This is a genomic window from Actinorectispora metalli (assembly GCF_056323685.1).
On the sequence record NZ_JBREYE010000001.1, the window covers coordinates 1,049,397 to 1,070,454 of the forward strand.

A 21,058-nucleotide genomic window follows, 5' to 3' on the forward strand; every position below is an offset into this window, starting at 1 on the left:
AGCGATCGGCGCCATCGAGATCCTGGACAACCGGGAACGGGTGCTGGGCCGAGGCCGGTTTGGCACCGACGCCGAAAGCTATCGAGAGATGCTCGGGGTCGGTCGTCGCTTCTCGGATCAGGTGTGGGCGGTGGGGCTGCGGCGGGATCGGCAAGCACCTCGCCCAACGCCTGGTCGCCGACGGCGAAACCGTCCTCGACGTGCCAGCAAGCTGTCGGCCAGGCCGCGGGTGTTCTCCACTCGCCAGGGCCGTAAGACCGATGCCACCGACGCGCACTCGATCGTCGTGGTCGCAGTGCGAACGCCGGGGTTGGCCCAGGCCCGGGCGGATGATCATCCGGTCGCGTTGCGGCCGCTGGTCGACAGACGTGACGAACTCGGATTCACCCGCACGCAGACCGTGAACCGCCTGCATCGCCTCCTGCTGGAACTACTTCCCGGTGGAGCGAAACGGTTTCTGTCCGCCACCCAGGCTCGTGCACTGCTGGCCGGAGTGCGGCCTCGTGACCTGGCGGGCAAGACCCGGCGGCAGCTAGCGAGTGAGCTGATCACGGAACTGGCGGACATCGACCGGAAGATCAAGGCAGCCGACAAGTAGTTGACCGAGTTGCTCGCAGCGACCGGGACCGGGCTGCCAGGCCTTTACGGGATCGGCCCGTCCGGCGCCGCTAGGATCCTCGGCGATGTCGGTGACATCGGTCGGTCCACCGACCGCGGCCGGTTCGCGTCCTGGAACGGCACCGCACCGATCGACGCCTCCAGCGGCGACCAGCGACGCCACCGGCTCTCGAGGGCGGGCAACCGGCGGATCAACCGCGTCCTGCACATCATGGCGATCGTCCAATTGCGCAACGACACCCCGGGACGTACCTATTACCGGCGCAAACTCGCCGCCGCGAAGACCCCTATGAAGCCCTTGCGTTGTCTGAAACGACGACTGTCCGATGTGGTCTACAAACAACTCGTCAACGACACCCGTGCGGCCCGAACAACACCGCTTGACGCGGGGCCCGGGAGGACACTCGGGAGCGACTCTGACATCCAGCGCGGCCAATCCGACCCCGACGATCGGCTCTTCGGAGAAGTCACTTCCCGAACCCGCACCGCCCAGCCTGCGCCACTCTCCAACTCCGCCTTGACATAGAGGGGTGCCATTGCAGGTGTCAACGACAACAGGATGTTGCCCTGGTAATCATCTCGCCTCGCACTGCTCGAAGTACCAGGCTGCCCAGTGCCAGCCCGTGGCCCAACCGACCAGGCCCACGGGCCCACGGGCCCACGACCGAGCCAGTCGACCACTCGCTCCAGGTCCCGCACCACCTGTTCACCCGTGACAGGTTCGCCGTCGGTGGCGCGTTCATCTGTGGAGGCCGTGTCGACCCACCGCGCCCGCGCACGTCCACGACATACACGCGATGCCCGGCCCGCGCCAGGCCGTCGGCCAGCGACCCCCCGCCACAGGCACGTCGAACGACGCTACTCAAGGCACCCGCGCGCATTGTGAAGCAACACCACTGGCCGGCCGGACGCGTCCTGGTCTTCCCGCATCGCGCACCGTCAGCCGGGTCGCCGCCACCCGTGGGCACCATGTGGTCCAGCCGCACGAGCGGTCACCCGTTGCCTTGTTCGACCGCACCCGCCCGGCAGGTCGAGCCGATGCGTTCGGATGCCTGCCAGCGTGTTGATCGAGCTCAGCAGACCTGTACCCGGAACTGTGTGGTCAGTCCGTGCAGGGCGAGTGGTCTGCCGTCCGGTCCCGGTTCGAAGCTGACCAGGGTGTATGTACCCGGTCGCAGCGCGACCAGGGACATGACGTCGGCGCCGTTGTCCTGCCCGATGGTGACGATCTGGTTTGGCGTGAGCTTTCCGCTGAGCATGTCCTCGGCGGTGGCTCCCTCGGGGAGTTGGAACAGGATCGCCTCGTGGCGCTTGGCGCCGGTCTGGTGGAACCGCAGCACCAGCTTGCCGTTGGGCGCGCGCACGGTGGAGGTGTTCGGCCGGTAGAAGAAGTCGCCCACCTCGATGCTGATGGTGGCCGCGTTCGGTGGGATGGGTGAGTCCAGCGGCTCGAGCTTGTTGACCTTCAGGTAGCCGTCGGTGTCCGGCCACCAGTACCAGCGTTCGTGTGCCAACTTGTGGCCGTATGCGAGGAAGGTGGCTTCGGTGCTGGAGCTGCCGTCCGGGTAGGCGATGACGTCGTGGATGCGCAGGTGCTCGATGCGCAGGCCGCCGAGCACCCAGGGCACTTCCGCGTAGCTGTCCTGATGCATGAACGACTCGATGAAATGCACGGTGAACAGCGTGGCCACCGGGTTGGCACTGAGGTCATCCGGCTTGGCAGGGTCGCCGACATTGACGCACGCGACGAAGTTGTCGATCCCGGCGCGGACCCGCTGGGCGGTGACCGGGTCCGCCGGGCTCCCGGGCCCGACAGGCGCGACGGTCGTTGCCGGATCCACCCTCCACGGGCCCGGCGCCGGCGCCGTGCACGCCGGTGCCGTCACGGCCGCGGCGCTCGGCGCCACGGCGGCTGCTGTGGAGATTCCCAACATCGCGGCTGAAAGTATGCGGGCTAAACGCATGTTCATACTCCTTGCGGTAGGTGTCAATCAGGTACCGACAGGCTAGGAACGGCAGGCACGTCCGCACATCCGGGACGGCGTCAGGGATTTCCACCGAGATCCACACGGGGAAAGCACCCGCCGGGCGGCGACTCATCGGCCGGGGACGAGTTTCTCGATGCAGAGCCCGAACGGAATCAAGCAAGGCGCCCGCATCGCCTCCACGGAGCAACAGGAAGCTGGGCACGTTCACCCGTACACCACTGGGCAACTAACTCAGTACGCCGACAGCCGCCCAGCGGGGGGCGATCACACCCGGTGACAAAAGGCTGAAAACGACGGGCATTCAGACGGTTCGAATATCTGGTGGTCGCCAGCAAAAAGGGCCATATCGCATCCGGTGCGAGATTCGCACCGGTGAAATAAGCACCTACCGAGCCGTCATCAGCGGCATGAGAGTGCGTTCGCGCCGCCCGCGATCGCGCATTGGTCGCACGACGGTCGGCGGTTGAGCGGTTGTTCCTGGCCGGTGGGACAGTAGTGCCGTGTTCGACAGCTTTGAAGAGTGGGACGTCGCCATCAGCGACTTGGTGACTCTCCATGGGAGAAGTGGGGGTGAGGGGCAGGCCGTCGTGTTGCTGCACGGACACCCGCGAACCCACACGACCTGGTACCGGGTGGCCCCCCGGCTTGCCGAAAACGGTTTCAGTGTTGTCTGTCCTGACCTGCGCGGGTATGGCCGGTCGTCCAAACCTCCACCTGACGAGGGGCACGAGGTCTACTGCGACCGCACGATGGCAGGCGACATCGTCGCCCTGATGCGCGAGCTGGGACACCAACGGTTCGCTGTTGTCGGCCATGACCGCGGCAGCTACGTCGCCTACCGGGCCGCACTCGACCATCCCGACTTGGTGACACGGCTTGCCGTCCTGGACAGTGTGCCGATCCTTGAGGCACTGGAACGTGCCGACGCCCGGTTCGCGACGATGTGGTGGCACTGGTTCTTCTTCGGCACCGCCCCGCACGCCGAGCGGGTGATCACGGCCGACCCCCTCGCCTGGTATCGCCCCGATGAGAGCGCCATGGGGCACGAGAACTACACCGACATGACGCGGGCAGTCAGCGATCCGGCAACCGTGCGGGCGATGCTGGAGGACTACCGCGCGGGCCTGACCGTGGATCGCGTACACGATGCGGCAGACCGGGCGGCGGGCCGCACCATCACCTGCGACACCTTGGTCGCCTGGTCCACCAGGGACGACATGGAGGATCTCTACGGCGACCCCGCCGGCATCTGGCGATCCTGGGTGAGTGGAGAGCTGACCTCCGCCCGGATCGAATCCGGTCATCATATGGCCGAGGAAAACCCATCCCAACTGGCCGAAACCTTGGCCCGATTCCTCCGGTAGCGGTGGCGGAAAATCTTCCCTCATCAGCATGAGCGCGCACTCAGCCTGACACGCGGTCTGTGGCATGAGCGGATGTCTGCTGGCGGCCAGAGATTCAAAGCAGCCGTGCAGGCGCGGCGGCGCGACGAAACAATCCTCGGCCTTCGCTTGCGCCACCCCAGGGGCCATCTTGTCACCGGGTCTCGTGGCGACACCCTGGTCGGCAACACCTGCGTTGTCGCCATCATCCGGCGGATGAACCGGAGCGGATGGGCGGCAAGGTGATGTCGGCGTTGATCGGGGTGCAGGCGGCGCAGGACGATGTAGCCGTGCTGATGGTCCGGCGCCGCGCCACCGACATGGGCACCTGAGGTTCCTTACCTCGGCTATGAGGCAGGCTCCAACCATTTCTCGTGAAGTTTGGTCAACGTACCGTTCTGCTTGATCTTGCTGATCAGTGCGTTGACGCGCTCGGTCAACTGCTTGTTTCCCTTGCGCATCGCGATGCCGAAATGGTCGCCCGTCACGATTTCCTGGACCTTGAGTTTCGGGTTCTTCTTGGCCTGTGACCGCAGCACATTATAGAGGCAGATCGCGGCGTCTGCTTTGTCCGCCGAAACCGCGTTGAGCTGGGCGGTGACGGTATCGAATCGGAGCAGGCGTACCCCGTCGCCCCGGAGGGCGGCATATTCCTCGTTGGCCGTTTCGGCCCGGACAGCGAGTGTTTTTCCGGTCAGGTCATCGAAATCCTCGATACCGGATTCCCGAGCGGCGGCCAGCCCGAAATTCGCCGGCAGATAGGGCTCGGAAAAATCCATGAGGTCTTTGCGGAGGTCAGTGTTCGTCAATGGTGCGGACACCAGGTCACAGGCGCCCGCCTCCAGCGCCTCACCGGAGTCGATGAACTCGAAGGGGGTTTCCACCATCTTCTCCTCGACCCCGAGCTCACGGGCGATCAGCTGGGTCAGATCGGCGCTGAAACCGGCGATCTCCTCGCCTTGACGGAACATGAACGGCTCGCTGTCGACGAAAATGCAGCTGGTGAGCTGATCGTCCCGCAACAGACCTGTTGTCGGGCGCTCGGATTCGGCCGAGGAGGATCCGCCGCAGCTGGTGATGGTGATGATCAGAACGATGAAGGCGAAGGCCCAGGCTTGGCGAGTGCGCATTGCGTCCTCTTGTGTACAGGGTGATTCGACATGCGGCCAACCGCGCCTTGTGGGCGTGGGTGTCCGGATATCGAGCGTGTCGAGTTGGCGCCGAGCCTGCCAGTTCTAACAACTTGGACACAATGCGATGACGCGGCCTAAATGGGAAGCCTTCCGAGTTGTGACACGGTGGAAGAATCCGCATACGGCGGCGCCCGAATAGCCTAACGTGGTCACATCCCGGGGCGGCCTGGACGCTGATCTGTTTGGATGCAGGATTGGATCCTGAAAACGGGCGAAAGTAACGCAGAGGCTGTTATGGCGGCTTTCGGTGACTTTCTTCCACCAAATTAGGTATCGATGTTCATCCAGTGCTTTCCTGTCGTTTCCACGGAGAGCTCGCAAGTTGTCACATTTCCATCTAGCTTCTGGCGCCGTGACGATCACAAACACACGACACGGGTTCAGGCGACTGACCCGCGCGATTCTTGCCCTTGGCTTGCTTGCGGGGGTCACCGCCGGCGGGGTGCCCGCCGCGGCCGAGGGCGATGCGGAGGCCTTTGGCCTCGGTGGCAATCGGGTTCGGGTGATGGCCTGGAACATCTGGTTGGGCGGCAAGGGCGGTGGCAGCGACAACCTGCCCAAACTGCTTGATCAGGTGGCGCTGCTCCGGCCGGACGTGTTCTTTGCGGTGGAGACCTATGGCTCGGGGGAGCAGATCAAGGAGACCCTGACCCGGCGCGCAGGCAAGGGCAGGTATGAGGGCATCAAAATCACAGACTTTGAATCCGGACGCGACAATCTGTGGCTGTTCACCCATTATCCGGTTACTCAAGTGTTTCCCAAGCCGACGGGCGGGCAGATCAGCCATTTCAACCTCGGCGGTGTCCGGGTGAAGTTGCCGAATGGACGGCAGGCCAACCTGTTCAGTACCTGGATCACCTACACCAACCCGTGGGACGGCTACCTCATCGACGAAAACGCCGCGGGTACCCGTGCCGGTTTGGCTCCGCGGCACAGCGCCGAAGAGGTCGTGCAGGCCCAGCGAATCCAAACCGTTTATTTGAACGAGATCGTCGGCAAGCAGCTTCCGGCGATGCTGGCGGGCAATACCGATCCGGTGCTGATGGGTGGTGACTTCAATGCGGTCGCGGCCTCGGACTGGACGGCCGAATGGGCGAAGTGTCCCAATCACCTCGGCCTGAGTTATCTGCTGCCCGCCACCAAGGTGATGACCGACGCGGGCTTTGTCGACACCTACCGCGCGGCGAATCCCGATGTCTGTGCCAAAGAGGGTCGGACCTGGTCGCCGCAGCCGACCGAACGTCTCATCACCCCGGCCCGCATCGACTTCATCTTCGCCAAGGGCGATGTGCGCGTAAACCGCTCCTTCACCGTCGATGAACGACTGCCCTTCCACGGAGCGGGCAATTTCTATTCCGACCACGCCGCGGTCGTCAGTGACCTACGAATTCGTTGATCACTTCTACAACACATCAATCCCACCCTGCGGAGAAACAACTCATGATGAACAACGCCCTTGTCCGCCTGCTCACCACCGTCCTCTTAGGATGTTCAGCGTTGACTGTCGCGGTCCCCGCCCAGGCGGCACCCGACTCCACGTCCGGAATGTCATCCCATCGGTTCAGCCAGACCGAAACTGATGCGGCGGCGGCCTACTGGACGCCGGAGCGGATGGCCGCCGCGGTGCCGCTGGATGTCGACCCCGCCCAGCGAGGCAAAACCGGTGCCGCCGGCCGCAGCGCGCAGGCCGTCGAGAAACTCACCGCGGTGCCCCGGCCCTACACCACGACGACCCTGCGCACCCACGGCAAGATGTTCCTCACCCTGAACGGGTCGGACTACGTGTGCTCGGCGGCCGCGATGGCCAGCGCCAACCGTCATCTGGTGTGGACGGCGGGTCACTGCATCATGGACACCGTCACGGACTCCTGGGCCAGCAAGATCGTGTTCGTGCCCGCCTACAACTCCTCCGGTAACGGCGATCGGCCCTACGGCACCTGGACGAGCTTCAACGCCGGTGTCACCACCCAATACCAGAAGTACTCGGCCTGGGCCGTGCCGGGCGATCACGGTGCCTTCGAGGTGTCGCCGCTCAACGGCCGCAAGCTGCACGATGTAGTTGGTGCGCTGCAGCCCTGGTTCGATGCCGGTGCCGCGCAGAGCAGCACCACCATCGGCTACCCCGGTGCTGCCGGCTGGGACGGCAACACCCTCGCCCAGTGCAGCGACACCTCCTACGCCTCCGGGGAAATGGTCCTCATGGACTGCCCCACCCAGGTTGGCATGAGCGGCGGTGCATGGACCACCGGCAAGGACTCCAACGGCTTGCCGTACCTGTGGGCCAACCTTTCCGGTGGAGATGCCGCCAGCTACGTCTCGGGCGCACCACTACGGGCAGAGGCCAAGGCTCTCTATAACTGGATGCAGGACTAACCATCAACCCCGCCGGTTTGGAAGAGCGCGGAGGCTGGGCCCACCCCCCGTAGCTGCGCCGACGATTCGCCGGTTTTCACTTTCGCGCGGAGTGGGGGGCGTCGCTGTCGCGGGCGGTCCGGATCAGGTCGTTGGACTCCTCGATCGCGGTGAACATGGCATTGAGGTGCGCCACACGCAGCCGATCGACGCGCACCGGTCCCAGGTGCGGCACGAGATAGAGGCGGAGGTGCGATTCATAGGATCGGACGGTGTTGGCGCGCAGCGCGCGTCGACTGGCTAGCCACTCGGTGAGCAACTGTTCCATCGTGGGGGTCTCGGTCACTGCTGCCCCGACGACCAAGCGGCGGCGGACCGTCTCGGTGTCGGGCAGTTCGGCCTTTGCTTTGAAGGTGGTGTGAATCAACTCGGTGATCTGCTCACGGGCATCGAGGTCATCGGAGTCGGGCAGCACCAATAGCTCACGGACCCGATCAAGCGTGCGCTCGGCCTCACGTTGGGTATCGAACGGCCCGTGACGCAGTGGCCGCCGTGTGCCGTCCGGGGCGGCGGGTAGGTCCGATTCTGTCGGTGCGGGCTGTTACGTTCCGAACCCTGTTGAAGACCGGCGGCGCGTCAGGCGGATGAGCGAACTGCCGCGGTGATGAGGGCTTCCGCGGCGTGGTCCCAGGTGCGGGTGGCGAGGTGGGAGCGGAGGGCGGCGGTGGCGGCGGTGTGTTCGGCCATGTTGTCCACGACGTTGCCGATGGCCGTCGCCCAGGCGGCGGGTCGCCGGTCGGTGTCGAGGTGTCCGTCGGGGACCATCCGGGGCAGGCCGAGGTGGGCGGGTACTCGGCTGTCGTCGGTGAGGAACTGGGCGGCGCCGCTGTCCTGGTTGACCAGAGTGGGCACGCCGTGGCCGATCGCCTCGAAGGCGGCGAGGCCGAAGCCCTCGTGGCGGGAGGGCATGATGAGCAGGTCGGCGGATGCCAGGTCGGTGTTGATCTCGGCGGGGTCGGTGGTGAAGGGCAGCAGCAGCGCCGCGCCTTTGCCCGCGAGGGTGTCGGCCCAGCGCTGCATGTCGTCGCGGAGGTGCTCTGGTACGCCTCGGACGCGCAGCAGCACGTCGCGTCCCGTCTCGCGTAGCAGGCGGATGGTGTGCAGCGCGACGTCCAGGCTGCTGGCCAGGGCCGACGACCGAATCAAAGGCGCCGAAGCGAACCGTGAGTGGCAAACGAGCTCTCTCTCGTCTTGCCGCTCACGATCATCTTTACCAGTGCCGCTATGCACCGCGGTGATCACCTCAGCGAACCCCGCCCAATTCGGCGTAACCGTCGGACCGTCCCCCACATCTACGGGGCTGGCATCCGCGCTGAACCTGCACACCACGCTCCGTATGAAACTTCAGAGGCGGTTGTCCGAACTCACCCAGCTCACCGTCGACCGACAACCCGAGCCACGCCCCGATCAGCGCTCTGCCGGAGCGGACGTTCAGTCTGGATTTCTCCAACTGTATTAAGCGCAGCCACTAAGAGGCTGTTCCGAACCCCGACCTGCGAGTCCTAAGAGGAGCGTGCGCGCTCGATCGGGGGTCCCACAGACCGGTAGGACGACGGCCACCGACCTGTTCAGCCAGTGCCGCGTCGTTGAAGACTGGGGTGGGAGTGGTCGAGCGTAAGAAGCCGACCATGCCGGACGAACCGATCGGACAGGCGACCAAAGCCGTTGGAGACGTTGCTGCGGGCGTCGGAGAAAGCCTGGGCAAGCCTGCGAAGGCCGCGGACGAGGAGGATCTGGCGACCGGGGAATCGACCGAGAGGCCACCGACCGAGGAGGGGTCACCGACGGACCAGTTGCCGACGAAGAGTTTGCCGCTGGGCTAGGAATGCACCGCTAAGGGTCGATCGCCGGGGTCCGCTGCCGGGCGATCTGCCCTGGCCTGCTGCGCGTGGTCGATCTGCGCCCGGTTGACCATGTGCCGCGCGGTGTTGACCGTCATCGCCTGGCTGGCCACCTCCGGGCGCCGCAGGAAGTCCGTGGCCACCACCGCGGCCACCTCGTCGCTGGCCGCCAGGTCGTGAATCTTCTCGACCCTCTCCTGCACCGACGCCGGGGTCTGCACCTGCCACCCGACCACGCGCTTGGCCGCATCGCTGATCCACCGGTACTCACCGTTGCGCTCCAGCGGAAACATCACGTCATGGCACGCTGCGGCACCCGGCGATACCGGGTCCAGTTGACTCTTAGCCAGCGGGTTCGGGGTTCGAGTCCCTGTTGGCGCACGACCGCAGACCGACCCTGCTCGTCGCTTCGCGACTTCGCCGGGTCGGTCGTCTTTATTCGGGGGGCCGAGCCCCCCAAACCCCCCCACGGTGCGAGCTTCTCGCCTCCCAGCCTAGTCCCCATTGGCGTTGACCAGCACGGGTTCTCCGTGTCATACCGAGCTCTCCGTGTCATACCGGGTTCTCTGTGTCACACGGGTTCTGTCGTGTCACTTGGATTCTGGTGTGCGCGGCTTGGGGATTGGGTCGGCCTCGGCAGGCAGTGCGAATTCAGCGGTGGGCCGAGAATGCGCGGGCCGCTTGTGGTGCTCGGGGTCATCGGGCGCCTTGGACGGTGTTGTTCGGTGTGTTGTCCACAGCCGACCGAGTTATCCACAGGCAGGGCTTTCTCGGCTGCGGAGCGCCCATTGACCTCGATAGGCTCGCCCAGGGGTCGCCCCCCGGGCGGGCGGGGGTGTATCTCGGTGGCGGTGGTGCAGGGGGGCGTTTTAGCGTGGCCGGGTGTGGAGGGAGTCGAGGAGTTCCCAGAAGGTGGGGAAGGACTTGGTTACGCAGGTTGGGTTTTTGATCACTACGTTGGGGGTGCGTAGGCCTGCGATGGCGAAGCTCATGGCGATGCGGTGGTCGTTGTAGGTTTCGATCGTCGCGCCGTGGGGGGTGCCGCCGGTGATGGTCAGGGCTTCGGCGTATTCCTCGACTTGGACGCCCATTCTGCGTAGTTCGGTGGTCAGGGCCGTGATGCGGTCGGATTCCTTGAAGCGCAGGGTGCCGATGCCGGTGATGGACGTTCGGCCCTTGGCATAGGCCGCGACGGTGGCGAGGGTGGGCACCGAGTCGGGCATGTTCTCCATGTCGACGTCGACGGCGGTGAGGTTCCCGCCTTCTACGGTGATGCCTTCCTCGGTCGCGGAGACGCGGCAGCCCATGCGTTCGAGCACGCCGAGCAGGGCCAGGTCGCCTTGCATCGAGGTGGGGGTTAGGTCCGGCACGGTGATTCGGCCGCCGAGGATCGCGGCGGCCGCCAGGAAGTGGTTCATGGCGGTGGCGTCGGGCTCTACGAGGACCCGGCCGCCGCGCACCACGGGGCCTGCCGGGACGCGGAAGAGACGGTAGCCGTCGCGCTCGATCTCGACGCCGCGCTCGGCGAGCGCCGCGATGGTCATGTTCACGTAGGGCTTGGACACCAGGTCGTCCACAACGGACAGTTCGACGTCCTTGTCGGCGCGGATGGCGCTGAGCAGCAGGCTTGAGGTGAACTGGCTGCTCACCGCACCGCTCACGGAGGTGGCGCCGCCGCGGAAACCGCCGCCGCCGATCTCGATGGGCGGGCAGCCGTTGGCGTAGACGCTGACCGCGGCCACGCCCAGTGGTGGGAGCGCGGCCAGGAGGTCGGCGACGGGTCGGCGCTGCATGCGGGAATTCCCGGTGATGACCGTGGTGCCCTCGGCCAGGCCTGCCATGGAGACCAGGAAGCGCAGCGGGGTGCCCGCGCCGCCGAGGTAGATCTCGCGGTCCGGTGCGGTCATCAGTCTGCCGGTGGGCTCGACCTCGATCAGGTCGGCGGTGCGGTCGATCCGCACGCGCACATGGCCGAACTTCTCGATGGCGCGGGCGAAGTACACGGTGTCGTCGGCGAGCAGCGCGTTGCGGATCGTCGTCTCGGTGCCCGCCAACGAGGCCAACGCCAGATAGCGGTGGGTGTAGCTCTTCGAACCGAGCACCTCCACGGTTGCGTCCACAGTGGACAGTGGATTTACGGCGCGGTGTTCCGGTAACCGTGACACGTTCACGACATCGACCTCCTGGCTGAGGGATCGAGACCTGCGGGCGCGTCGGGGCCTCGCCGCGGAAGAAGGGCCGGGCGGCCGGCGTCGGTGGGGGGTGCACCAACGCCGGCCTGGTGATTCCCGGCCGAGGAAAGTTTGGCGGCGGCTCACCCGGTTCGGTAGGCATTCGGCCGGCAGGAAGCGTCCATGGCAGGTCGCTGCCAGCGGATGCCGTTGTGACGCACCGAGACGCCTGCGATCAGCTTTGTCACTGAGTCGCGCGATATTCTCGGCGGATTGCAAGAGGCGAGATCCCTACTGGCCCCGACATGCAGGAACATGGGGAGTTGCTGGAAACGTTGGGATCGATTCGGGAACCGAGGTGGTTTACCGGCTGCTGCTTACCCGCAGGCGTCTCGGCGTCGCCGAAATAGCACATGAGCTCGGAATTTCGCGGCGGCGGCGCAGGTTCGCGTTGATCGGCTGGTCGAACTGACTTTGCTGCGGAGGTCACTCAACCGGCCGGGTGAGTTGCGGGAGGTCAGCCCGGACCTGGCGATGGAGTTGTTTGTTGCGTCGTCAGCATGTGGACCTGGTGCGGCGCAACGACTTCACCCAGTCGCAGCTGCGCACGACCCAGCTTGCGGCCGAGTACGCCGCCCTCCAGCCGCCGAGCGAGCGGCACCAGGTGGAATGCCCGTCGGAAATCGACGCGATTCAATGCAGGCTGGAGGAACTCGCCATGCGGGCGCGGCGCGAATGCCTTTCGCCAATGCCCGGCGGCGCCCAGTCCGCGGCGAGTCTGGCGGCGAGCGAGCCGCTGGGCCGCGCATTACTGGGTCGCGGCGTCTCGGTATTGACGGGTATTTGACAGCATCCGCAACGACCTGCCGACACTGCAATACGCATATTGGCTGGCGGAACACGGCGGTGAGGTCCAGACCGCGCCGAGCCTCCCGCCGCGCATGGTGTTGTTCGACCGTGAAACCGTGCTGGTTTCTATTGATCCGGAAAACACCAGGGCGGGTGCCGTTCAATTGCACGGGCCTGGATTCGTGACCGCGATGGTGGCGTTGTTCGACCAGGTGTGGGCCGCGGCGGCGCCGCTGGACCGTAGCGAGCTGTTGCACCTGCTCGCCAGGGCTCGCACCGACGAGGTGGTCGCCAAGCGGCTTGGTGTCTCGCCGCGCACCGTGCGGCGAATGATGGCGGAGCTGACCGCGCGGCTGGGGGAGCAGCCGCTTCGAGGCGGGCGTGCGGGCCTGCGAGCGGTGCCGGCTGGGCGGCGCGGGCAAGACCGCATTCTTGTGAATGAAAGCGTTAGCCTCCCGGCTGCCGCTTTTCTATTTGCGTATTCACGAAATTCACAATGTGCAGTCGATACTCCAAATGTCCCAGGCAGGTCGTCCTTTTCACATTGAGAGTGCCGTTTTCTTGGCGGCGACGTATATTGCTCGAGTCCCTTCCGCCTCTTGGGTGAAAAACACACTCCCCAAGGAGAAGATCATGCTGAAATTGCTCACCGCGGGGGCCCTTGCGCTGGCGCTTGCCTCGTCAGCCCCCGCGGTCGCCGCACCGGACGCCCAGCCCGCCGAGCCCAGAGTCGAGCTCGTGGCGGCGAACGGCAGCGGCTGCCCCCGGCAGGACGAGCCTGCTCCGGAGCTTGGCCTTTCCCTGCAAGACGGCGACTTCTGGGTCGCCGTCGGACCTCGGACCAAGCCGACGGACAACCGGCGAAACTGCCAGCTCAGCCTGCGCGTGCACGTTCCAGAGGGCCACACCTACGGGCTTGTCGAGGCCAGCTATTCCGGCTTCGGCAGAGTGGCTGCGGGCGCGGTGGCCACCCAGCTCGCGCATTACTACGTCCAGGGCGAATCCTCCACCGACCGGTTCAGCCGTCAGTTCCCCGGGCCGTTCAGCGGCCGGTGGGCGACGGTGGACCGAAAAGACCCGAGTGATGTCATTTACGCGCCCTGCGGCACGGTCCGGCTTTTCAACATCAATACCGAACTGCGCATTTCCGCGGGCACGTCGAGCCCCGATGAACACAGTTTCATGGCCATGAACGATCCGCGTCAAAACGTGCAGTCCAAGTACCGCTTCGTCACCAAGAAGTGCTGATCTGATCCGCTGACCCTGCTCACGGCCCGGGTGTGCGCCCGCCACAGCGCACATCCGGGCCTGCGCGTGTCCGGGCATTGCGTGCTTTCTAAGCGCTTGCTTAGGATGCGGGTATGACCTCTCGTGTTGCGATCGTGACGGGGGCTGCCCGCGGAATCGGGGCGGCCGTGGCGGAGCGGCTGGCGGCGGACGGTTTCGCGGTGGCGTTGCTCGACCTGGACGAGTCGGCCTGTCAGCCCGGAGCCAAGGCCATCACCGACAAGGGCGGCCGGGCACTGGCCGTCGGCGTTGACGTCGGGAACGCCGAGGCCGTGCAGGCGGCCGTGGACCGGGTGGCCGCCGAACTCGGCCCGCCCGTGGTGCTGATCAACAACGCAGGCATCACCAGGGACAACCTGCTGTTCAAGATGACCGAGAACGACTGGGACTCGGTGATGAACGTGCACCTGCGCGGCTCGTTCCTGATGAGCCGGGCGGTTCAGGCACACATGACCAAGCAGGGCTGGGGGCGGATCGTGAACCTGTCCTCCACCTCGGCGCTGGGCAACCGCGGCCAGGCCAACTACTCCGCCGCCAAGGCCGGTTTGCAGGGCTTCACCAAGACGCTGGCCATCGAGCTGGGCAAGTTCAACGTCACGGTGAACGCCATCGCGCCGGGCTTCATCGCCACCGAGATGACCGCGGCCACCGCGGAGCGCGTCGGCATGTCGTTCGAGGACTTCAAGGCCGCCGCCGCCGAGCAGATCCCGGTGCGCAGGGTCGGCGAGCCCGCCGACATCGCACACCTGGCCTCGTTCCTGGCCAGTGATGGCGCCGGGTTCGTCTCCGGCCAGGTCATCTACGTCGCGGGCGGACCGAAGGACTGACATGCGGACTTTCGCAGACCTCGAGGAGTTCACGGCGGCCAAGGGCGAGCCGATCGGCCCGACGGACTGGCTGACGGTCACCCAGGAGCAGGTGGACACCTTCGCCGAGGCCACCGGCGACCACCAGTGGATCCACGTCGCCCCGGAACGCGCGGCCAAGGGCCCGTTCGGCACCACCATCGCGCACGGCTACCTCACGCTGTCGCTGGTGCCGCGGTTCGGCGCCGAGCTGTACCGCATCGGCAAGCTCGCGATGGGCATCAACTACGGCGTGAACAAGGTCCGCTTCCCCTCCCCCGTCCGGGTGGGATCGCGGCTGCGGGCTGTCGCCGAACTGGTCGACATCGTGGACTTCCAGCAGGGCAAGCAGGCGGTCCTGAAGTACACGGTGGAGATCGAGGGCCAGGACAAGCCCGCCTGCGTCGCGGAGACCGTCGTGGTCTTCATCCCTGCGGTCTAGCGAGGAGGATCCGTGGATTTCGCCTACGACGCGCGCACCGAGGCGCTGCGCGGGGAGTTGCAGTCCTTCCTGGACGAGCACATCTACCCCGCGGAGGCGCGGCACGATGAGGAGTTGGCGGCCTCCGCGGGTACCTGGCAGGTGCCGCCGGTCATCGAGGACCTGAAGGCGGAGGCCCGCAAGCGCGGACTGTGGAATCTGTTCCTGCCCGGTGAGCACGGCGCGGGGCTGACCAATCTCCAGTACGCGCCGCTGGCCGAACTCACAGGTCGCAGCCCACGGTTGGCGCCACCCGCGCTCAACTGCGCGGCACCTGACACCGGCAACATGGAGCTGCTCACCGAGTTCGGCAGCGCCGAGCAGAAGCAACGCTGGCTCACGCCGCTGCTGAACGGCGAGATCCGGTCGGCGTTCGCGATGACCGAGCCGGAGGTGGCGTCCTCGGATGCCACCAACATCGGCACCCGCATCGAACGCCGCGGCGACAGCTACGTCGTCAACGGCCGGAAGTGGTTCATCTCCGGCGCGATGAACCCACGCTGCGAGATCTTCATCGTGATGGGCAAGACCGATCCCGACGCCGAGATCCGCAGGCAGCAGAGCATGATCCTGGTGCCCAGGGACACCCCGGGCGTGGAGATCCGCCGCGGTATGACCGTGTTCGGCTACGACGACGCCGACCACGGCGGCCACGCCGAGATCGTGTTCACCGACGTCACGGTGCCCGCGGCGAACCTGGTCGGCGAGGAGGGCGCGGGCTTCGCCATCGCCCAGGCTCGCCTTGGTCCTGGCCGCATCCACCACTGCATGCGGCTGATCGGGATGGCCGAGCGGGCCGTCGAGCTGATGTGCAGGCGTGCGGTCGGCCGGACGGCGTTCGGCAAGCCGCTGGCGGGCCAGGGCGTGGTGCAGGACTGGATCGCCGAGTCGCGGGTGCGCATCGAGCAGCTTCGGCTGCTGGTGCTCAAGACCGCGTGGCTGATGGACACCGTCGGCAACCGGGGTGCGCACACCGAGATCCAGGCGATCAAGATCGCGACGCCGCGGGAGGTGGAGCAGATCATCGACAAGGCGATCCAGCTGCACGGGGCCGGTGGCGTCAGCCAGGACTTCCCGCTGGCCGCGCTGTGGGCCTCGGCCCGCTCGCTGCGGCTGGCGGACGGTCCGGACGAAGTGCACAAGCGGTCGCTGGCTCGGCGCGAGCTCAAGAAATACGCGGAGACGACGTGAGCGGCGTGGCCCGCAAAACACAGGAGACGACGTGAACGCAGACGACCTGCGTGACCGGGTCCGGCAACTGCTGACCGATCACGACCCCACGACCACCCCGCGGCCGGAGTTCCTCCGAGCCCGGTTCGACGCCGGGCTGGCCTGGGTGCACTTCCCCGAGGGCCTCGGCGGACTCGGCGCTCCCCGCGCGTTGCAGTCCGTTGTGGACGCCGAACTGGAGAAGGTGGGCGCGCCGGACAACGACCCGCGGCGCATCTCCATCGGTCTTGGCATGGCCGCCCCGACGATCCTGCACTTCGGCACCTTGGAGCAGCAGCGCCGCTTCCTGCGTCCACTGTGGACCGGCGAGGAGGTGTGGTGCCAGCTGTTCAGCGAGCCCGGCGCGGGCTCCGACCTCGCCGCGCTGGCCACCAAAGCCGAACGCGACGGCGACGACTGGATCCTCAACGGGCAGAAGGTGTGGACCTCCAGCGCGCACAACGCGCGGTTCGCGATCCTCATCGCCCGTACCGATCCCGACCTGCCCAAACACCAGGGCATCACGTACTTCATCTGCGATATGAGCGACCCCGGCGTCGAAGTTCGGCCGCTGCGCCAGCTGACGGGTGAGGCCGAGTTCAACGAGGTGTTCCTCAACGACGCGCGCATCCCCGACGCGCACCGCCTCGGCGCGGTCGGCGAGGGCTGGCGGGTCGCGCAGACCACCCTGATGAACGAGCGCGTCGCGATCGGCGGCGGCGCCAACCCGCGCGAGGCAGGCCACATCGGCCTGCTGGCGCAGACCTGGCGCGAGCACCCCGAGCTGCGCACCCCCGATCTGCACGAGCGGCTGCTGCGCGGCTGGGCGGCCTCCGAGGCGTTCCGGCTGACCGGGCTGCGGCTGCGTCAGCAGCTCACCCAGGGCCAGCCCGGTCCGGAGGGCTCGGCCATGAAGCTGGGCTTCGCCACGCTGGCCCAGCAGCTCACCGGCCTCCAGTTGGAGTTGCTCGGCGAGCAGGGCCTGCACTACGACGACTGGTCGATGCGGCGCCCCGAGGTGGTGGACTTCCTCGGCCGCGAGGCGGGCTACCGCTACCTGCGGGCCAAGGGCAACTCCATCGAGGGCGGCACCTCGGAGATCCTGCGCAACATCATCGCCGAGCGGGTGCTCGGCCTGCCCGCCGAACCCCGCGTCGACAAGGACGTGCCCTGGAAGGAACTGCGGCGATGACCGACCTGCTGTACTCCGAGGTGGAAGAGGACCTGCGGGGCAGCGTCCGCGACCTGCTCACCGACCACTGCACGCCCGCTGCGGTGCTGGGCCGGGTTGAGGGTGACAAGCCCTACGACATGGACCTGTGGCGGCGGCTCGCGGTCGATCTGGGCGTCGCCGGGTTGGCGATCCCGGAGGAGTTGGGCGGGCACGGCGCCTCGGTCCGTGAGGTCGCGGTCGTGTTGGAGGAGCTGGGCCGCTCAGTGGCACCGGTGCCGTTCCTGGGCAGCACGGTGCTGGCCACCGCCACGCTGGTCGGCATCGAAGGCGAGGCCGCGACCGACCTGCTGCGCCGCCTGGCTTCCGGTGAGACCACCGCGACGCTGGCGTTGCCACTGTCGCTGTCCGAGCACCAGCTGGGGTCCCACACCGGTCCTTCGGTGGCAGCGGGCACCGTGCGGGCCGAGGTCACCAGCGTGGTCGACGCCGAGGCCGCCGACGTCTTCCTGGTTCCGACCCCCGACGGTCTATACGCGGTGGAGGCCGCGGGCGCCACGGTCACGCCGAGCACCTCGCTCGACCTCACCCGGCGGTTGGCGACGGTGCGCTTCGACGGCGCGGGGACGCTGCTGGCCGGGGGTGCCGAGGCGGACGCGGCGGTGCGCCGAGGCTTGCGGACCGCGGCGGGCCTGCTGGCCTCCGAGCAGCTCGGGGTGGCCGAGTGGTGCCTGGAGACGACGGTCGCGTACCTGAAGGAGCGCTACCAGTTCGGCCGCCCGGTCGGCTCGTTCCAGGCGCTGAAGCACCGGCTGGCGGACCTGTGGCTGCAACTCGTGCAGGCCCGCGCGGTCGCCCGCTACGCCGCCGACACGCTGGCCACCGGCGACCCGGACGCCGAGGTGGCGGTCGCGCTGGCCCAGTCGGTGTGCTCCGACGTCGCGGTGCTCGCGGCGGAGGAATGCGTTCAGCTGCACGGCGGCATCGGCATGACATGGGAGCACCCGGCGCACCTGTACCTCAAGCGCGCCAAGAGCAGCCAACTCGCCCTCGGCACCCCCGGTCGCCACCGCGCCGCCCTCGCAGGCCTGATCGACCTACCGCCCGCGTAGGAGACAACCCCCGGTTCAGCGCCCTAAGCAGGGCGCTGAACCGGGTGGTCAGAGACCGCTTTGGAGGGTGACGCCGCCGTCGACGATGAGCGTTTGGCCGGTGATCCAGGCCGCGTCGTCGGAGAGCAGGAACGCGACGGCGCCCGCGATGTCGGCGGGCACGCCGAGGCGTCCCATCGGGTAGGTGGCGGCGACCTCGTCCTCCTTGCCCTCGAACAGGGCGGTGGCGAACTTGGTCTTGACCACGGCGGGGGCGACGGCGTTCACGCGGATCTTCGGGGCGAGTTCGGCGCCGAGTTCGATGGTGAGGCGGATCAACGCGGCCTTGCTGACGCCGTACATGCCGATGCCGGGGGTGGCGCCGAGGCCCGCGATCGAGGCGACGTTGACCACCGCGCCGCCGTGCTCGCCCATCCAGGCGTCGCGGACGGCGCGGGTCCAGCCCAGCGGGGCGAGTGCGTTCACGCCGAGGATCTTGGCCGCCGCCGAGGGTTCGATATCCAGCATCGGGCCGTAGACGGGGTTGATGCCGGTGTTGTTGACCAGCAGGTGGGCGCCGCCGAAGGCTTCGATCGTCTTGGCGACGGCGTCGACCTGGTGCTCGGGGTCGTCGGCCTTGCCGGGAACGCCGATAGCGTGCTCGGGCCCGCCGAGCGCCGCCACGGCCTCGGCCAGCGGTTCCGGCTTGCGCGCGGTGATGCACACCTTCGCGCCGCGCTGGACCAGCGATTCGGCGATGCCGAAGCCGATACCCCGGCTCGCTCCGGTGATGATGGCGACGCGACCCGCGAACTCGGCCACCTGCATGCCTCCCTTGTTTGGCGTTGACTAAGCGCTCGCTTAGCATGATGACACCGCGGACGTCGTGTCAACCCGCCCTCGGATCAGGGAGGATCTGCACCCATGAGCGAGACGTTGTCCACCGAGTTGTGGCCGGACGTGCAGTCCGATGCCGCGCGGCGACTGCTTCTCGCCGGTGTGAAGTCCTTCGCCGAGCGGGGCTACCACGCGACCACCACCAGGCACATCGCGCTCGGCGCGGGCATGAGCCCGGCGGCGCTGTACGTGCACTTCCCGTCGAAGGCGGCGCTGCTGTTCGCGATCAGCCGCAGCGGTCACGCCCAAGCCCTGGCCATGGTGGACGCCGCGCTGGAACGCTCCGACGACGTGGTCGATCGGGTGCGGTTCGTGGTGGCGGACTTCGTGTCCTGGCACGCGCGGCGGCACACCATCGCCCGCATCGTGCAGTACGAGTTGGAGGCCTTGGAGGAAGCGGACTACGCGGTGATCGCCGGGCTGCGCCGCAAGATCGAGGACCGCATCCGCTCGGTGATCACCGAGGGCGTGCGCGCCGGGAAGTTCGAGGTCGGCGACATCAAGACCACCGCCCGCGCGGTGCTGTCGCTGGGAATCGACGTGGCCCGCTGGTACACCGATCAAGCACGCACCTCCCCGGAGGAGCTTGGCGAGAAGTACGCCGCGCTGGTGCTGCGCATGCTCGGCGTGCGGTAGCGCTCGGCCAGCGCCGCGGTCGTCTCCGCGAACCGCTGCCGCAACTCGGGCGGGTCGAGCACTTCGACATCGGTGCCGAGCCTGAGCAGCTCCCCCAGCGCGTGATCGATCGACTCGGTGGGGATGATCGCCTCCACCCAGCCGTCGGCGTCCGGCTCACCCGCTGTGCGGGCCGCTTCCTGCGCCACGACGGCGGCGACGTTGTCGGGCAGCCGTCGCATTCCGAAGCGCGAGAGCCTGATGCGTGCCTGGCCGGTGTATCGCGCGGCGTCCCATTCGTCCACGGCGGACTGCCAGTGGCCTGCCAGGTCGAAGTCCGGTGGTCGTTGGAAGGTTTCGCCGGTTGGTTCCAGGTGCGAAATCTGGGAGACGCGGTAGGTGCCGACGCCGCGATCGGACCGGGCGACGAGGTACCAGCGTCCCGCCTTGAGGACGAGGCCGTAGGGCCGCAGCGTGCGGGTCACCTCCTGCGGCGCCTTCCAGCGGCGATAGCGGATGCGGATGACGCGTTCCCGCCACACGGCGTCGGCGGTCTCGGTGAGCAGCGGTGTCTCGACTTTGTCGGCGTACCAGCCCGGTGCGTCGAGGTGGAAGCGCGCGGCGATGCGTTCGGCCCGGTCGCGGAGTTCGGCGGGCAGCGCGGCGCGGAGTTTGAGTTGGGCGGCGGCCACCACCTGGCTGAGGCCCAGCTCGGCGGCCGGCCCCGGTAGGCCGGTCAGGAAGAGGGAGTCGGCTTCCTCGCCGGTGAGGCCGGTCAGCCGGGTGCGGTAGCCGTCGACGAGCCGGTAGCCGCCGGTCCGGCCGGATTCGCCGTAGATCGGGACGCCCGCGGCGATGAGGGAGTCCGCGTCCCGGTAGACGGTCCGGACCGACACCTCCAACTCGTCGGCGAGTTCCTGTGCGGACATGCGGCCGCGCGCCTGGAGCAGGAGCAGCAGGGAGACCAGCCGGGAAGCACGCATGTCGTCAGTAAACACTGACAGAAGA

At 67.2% G+C, this 21,058-nt stretch carries 23 protein-coding genes; 15 read left to right on the top strand and 8 right to left on the bottom strand.

All coding sequences use genetic code 11. From position 1 onward, the window contains the following. Positions 1-40 precede the first annotated feature (40 nt). The gene (locus tag ACU6XJ_RS04820; RefSeq protein WP_476307143.1) at positions 41-598 is read left to right on the top strand and encodes an IS110 family transposase; all 558 of its coding nucleotides are present in this window, start codon (positions 41-43) and stop codon (positions 596-598) included. Further along, positions 599-1,144 (top strand): transposase, encoded by a 546-nt coding sequence (locus ACU6XJ_RS04825; protein ID WP_476307144.1) that lies wholly within the window; start codon positions 599-601, stop codon positions 1,142-1,144. It abuts the gene before it with no gap. A gap of 547 nt (positions 1,145-1,691) precedes the next feature. Here the strand turns inward: ACU6XJ_RS04825 and ACU6XJ_RS04830 are convergent. Further along, the gene (locus tag ACU6XJ_RS04830) at positions 1,692-2,459 is read right to left on the bottom strand and encodes a hypothetical protein (RefSeq protein WP_476307145.1); all 768 of its coding nucleotides are present in this window, start codon (positions 2,457-2,459) and stop codon (positions 1,692-1,694) included. A gap of 647 nt (positions 2,460-3,106) precedes the next feature. On the opposite strand from ACU6XJ_RS04830, the gene ACU6XJ_RS04835 reads away from it, so the two are divergent. Then, positions 3,107-3,970: an alpha/beta fold hydrolase gene (locus ACU6XJ_RS04835; RefSeq protein ID WP_476307147.1), complete on the top strand. Its 864-nt coding sequence runs from the start codon at positions 3,107-3,109 to the stop codon at positions 3,968-3,970. Between the two features lie 365 nt (positions 3,971-4,335). Here ACU6XJ_RS04835 and ACU6XJ_RS04840 read toward each other — a convergent pair whose 3' ends face one another. Further along, the gene (locus tag ACU6XJ_RS04840; protein WP_476307148.1) at positions 4,336-5,118 is read right to left on the bottom strand and encodes a substrate-binding periplasmic protein; all 783 of its coding nucleotides are present in this window, start codon (positions 5,116-5,118) and stop codon (positions 4,336-4,338) included. Positions 5,119-5,533: 415 nt separating this feature from the next. On the opposite strand from ACU6XJ_RS04840, the gene ACU6XJ_RS04845 reads away from it, so the two are divergent. Further along, positions 5,534-6,577, top strand: coding sequence for an endonuclease/exonuclease/phosphatase family protein (locus ACU6XJ_RS04845; RefSeq protein ID WP_476307149.1), 1,044 nt, complete (start codon positions 5,534-5,536; stop codon positions 6,575-6,577). Between the two features lie 101 nt (positions 6,578-6,678). Further along, positions 6,679-7,554 carry a trypsin-like serine peptidase gene (locus tag ACU6XJ_RS04850; RefSeq protein WP_476307150.1) on the top strand — a complete coding sequence of 292 codons (876 nt, stop codon included), beginning with the start codon at positions 6,679-6,681 and terminating at the stop codon, positions 7,552-7,554. A 76-nt stretch (positions 7,555-7,630) separates the two neighbouring features. On the opposite strand, the gene ACU6XJ_RS04855 is transcribed toward ACU6XJ_RS04850, so the two are convergent. Both ACU6XJ_RS04855 and ACU6XJ_RS04860 read right to left on the bottom strand, forming a co-directional pair. Continuing rightward, positions 7,631-8,008: a hypothetical protein gene (locus tag ACU6XJ_RS04855; RefSeq protein WP_476307151.1), complete on the bottom strand. Its 378-nt coding sequence runs from the start codon at positions 8,006-8,008 to the stop codon at positions 7,631-7,633. A gap of 161 nt (positions 8,009-8,169) precedes the next feature. Beyond that, positions 8,170-8,739 carry a glycosyltransferase gene (locus ACU6XJ_RS04860; protein ID WP_476307152.1) on the bottom strand — a complete coding sequence of 190 codons (570 nt, stop codon included), beginning with the start codon at positions 8,737-8,739 and terminating at the stop codon, positions 8,170-8,172. A gap of 458 nt (positions 8,740-9,197) precedes the next feature. Between ACU6XJ_RS04860 and ACU6XJ_RS04865 the strand changes: the two genes are divergently transcribed. After that, positions 9,198-9,416 carry a hypothetical protein gene (locus ACU6XJ_RS04865; RefSeq protein ID WP_476307153.1) on the top strand — a complete coding sequence of 73 codons (219 nt, stop codon included), beginning with the start codon at positions 9,198-9,200 and terminating at the stop codon, positions 9,414-9,416. On the opposite strand, the gene ACU6XJ_RS04870 is transcribed toward ACU6XJ_RS04865, so the two are convergent. After that, entirely contained in the window at positions 9,413-9,727 is a 315-nt protein-coding gene (locus ACU6XJ_RS04870; protein WP_476313805.1) for a DUF6192 family protein, read from the bottom strand. The two genes, ACU6XJ_RS04865 and ACU6XJ_RS04870, sit on opposite strands and share 4 nt — an antisense overlap. 576 nt (positions 9,728-10,303) lie before the next feature. Then, a complete protein-coding gene (gene aroA, locus ACU6XJ_RS04875) occupies positions 10,304-11,554 on the bottom strand; it encodes a 3-phosphoshikimate 1-carboxyvinyltransferase (RefSeq protein WP_476307154.1) in 1,251 nt (416 codons plus the stop codon). Positions 11,555-12,152: 598 nt separating this feature from the next. Between aroA and ACU6XJ_RS04880 the strand changes: the two genes are divergently transcribed. The 8 genes from ACU6XJ_RS04880 (at position 12,153) to ACU6XJ_RS04915 (ending at position 18,559) form a co-directional block, all read left to right on the top strand. Next, entirely contained in the window at positions 12,153-12,452 is a 300-nt protein-coding gene (locus tag ACU6XJ_RS04880) for a hypothetical protein (protein ID WP_476307156.1), read from the top strand. A 94-nt stretch (positions 12,453-12,546) separates the two neighbouring features. Continuing rightward, positions 12,547-13,002: a hypothetical protein gene (locus ACU6XJ_RS04885; protein ID WP_476307157.1), complete on the top strand. Its 456-nt coding sequence runs from the start codon at positions 12,547-12,549 to the stop codon at positions 13,000-13,002. A gap of 85 nt (positions 13,003-13,087) precedes the next feature. Next, positions 13,088-13,702: a DUF4360 domain-containing protein gene (locus ACU6XJ_RS04890; RefSeq protein WP_476307158.1), complete on the top strand. Its 615-nt coding sequence runs from the start codon at positions 13,088-13,090 to the stop codon at positions 13,700-13,702. A gap of 113 nt (positions 13,703-13,815) precedes the next feature. Then, positions 13,816-14,568 (top strand): 3-oxoacyl-ACP reductase FabG, encoded by a 753-nt coding sequence (fabG, locus tag ACU6XJ_RS04895; protein WP_476307159.1) that lies wholly within the window; start codon positions 13,816-13,818, stop codon positions 14,566-14,568. Position 14,569: 1 nt separating this feature from the next. Continuing rightward, the gene (locus ACU6XJ_RS04900; protein ID WP_476307160.1) at positions 14,570-15,028 is read left to right on the top strand and encodes a MaoC family dehydratase; all 459 of its coding nucleotides are present in this window, start codon (positions 14,570-14,572) and stop codon (positions 15,026-15,028) included. Positions 15,029-15,040: 12 nt separating this feature from the next. Further along, entirely contained in the window at positions 15,041-16,258 is a 1,218-nt protein-coding gene (locus ACU6XJ_RS04905; protein WP_476307161.1) for an acyl-CoA dehydrogenase family protein, read from the top strand. Between the two features lie 31 nt (positions 16,259-16,289). Next, on the top strand, positions 16,290-17,468 hold the full coding sequence (locus ACU6XJ_RS04910) for an acyl-CoA dehydrogenase family protein (RefSeq protein WP_476307162.1): 1,179 nt from the start codon (positions 16,290-16,292) through the stop codon (positions 17,466-17,468). Continuing rightward, positions 17,465-18,559: an acyl-CoA dehydrogenase family protein gene (locus tag ACU6XJ_RS04915; RefSeq protein WP_476307164.1), complete on the top strand. Its 1,095-nt coding sequence runs from the start codon at positions 17,465-17,467 to the stop codon at positions 18,557-18,559. The genes ACU6XJ_RS04910 and ACU6XJ_RS04915 overlap by 4 nt, the downstream gene beginning before the upstream one ends. A gap of 48 nt (positions 18,560-18,607) precedes the next feature. Here ACU6XJ_RS04915 and ACU6XJ_RS04920 read toward each other — a convergent pair whose 3' ends face one another. Further along, a complete protein-coding gene (locus ACU6XJ_RS04920; protein ID WP_476307166.1) occupies positions 18,608-19,366 on the bottom strand; it encodes an SDR family oxidoreductase in 759 nt (252 codons plus the stop codon). 96 nt (positions 19,367-19,462) lie between these two features. Between ACU6XJ_RS04920 and ACU6XJ_RS04925 the strand changes: the two genes are divergently transcribed. Next, complete coding sequence (locus ACU6XJ_RS04925) at positions 19,463-20,071, top strand: TetR/AcrR family transcriptional regulator (protein WP_476307167.1); 609 nt, start codon at positions 19,463-19,465, stop codon at positions 20,069-20,071. Here the strand turns inward: ACU6XJ_RS04925 and ACU6XJ_RS04930 are convergent. After that, complete coding sequence (locus tag ACU6XJ_RS04930) at positions 19,996-21,033, bottom strand: helix-turn-helix transcriptional regulator (RefSeq protein ID WP_476307168.1); 1,038 nt, start codon at positions 21,031-21,033, stop codon at positions 19,996-19,998. The two genes, ACU6XJ_RS04925 and ACU6XJ_RS04930, sit on opposite strands and share 76 nt — an antisense overlap. Between the last annotated feature and the right edge of the window lie 25 nt (positions 21,034-21,058).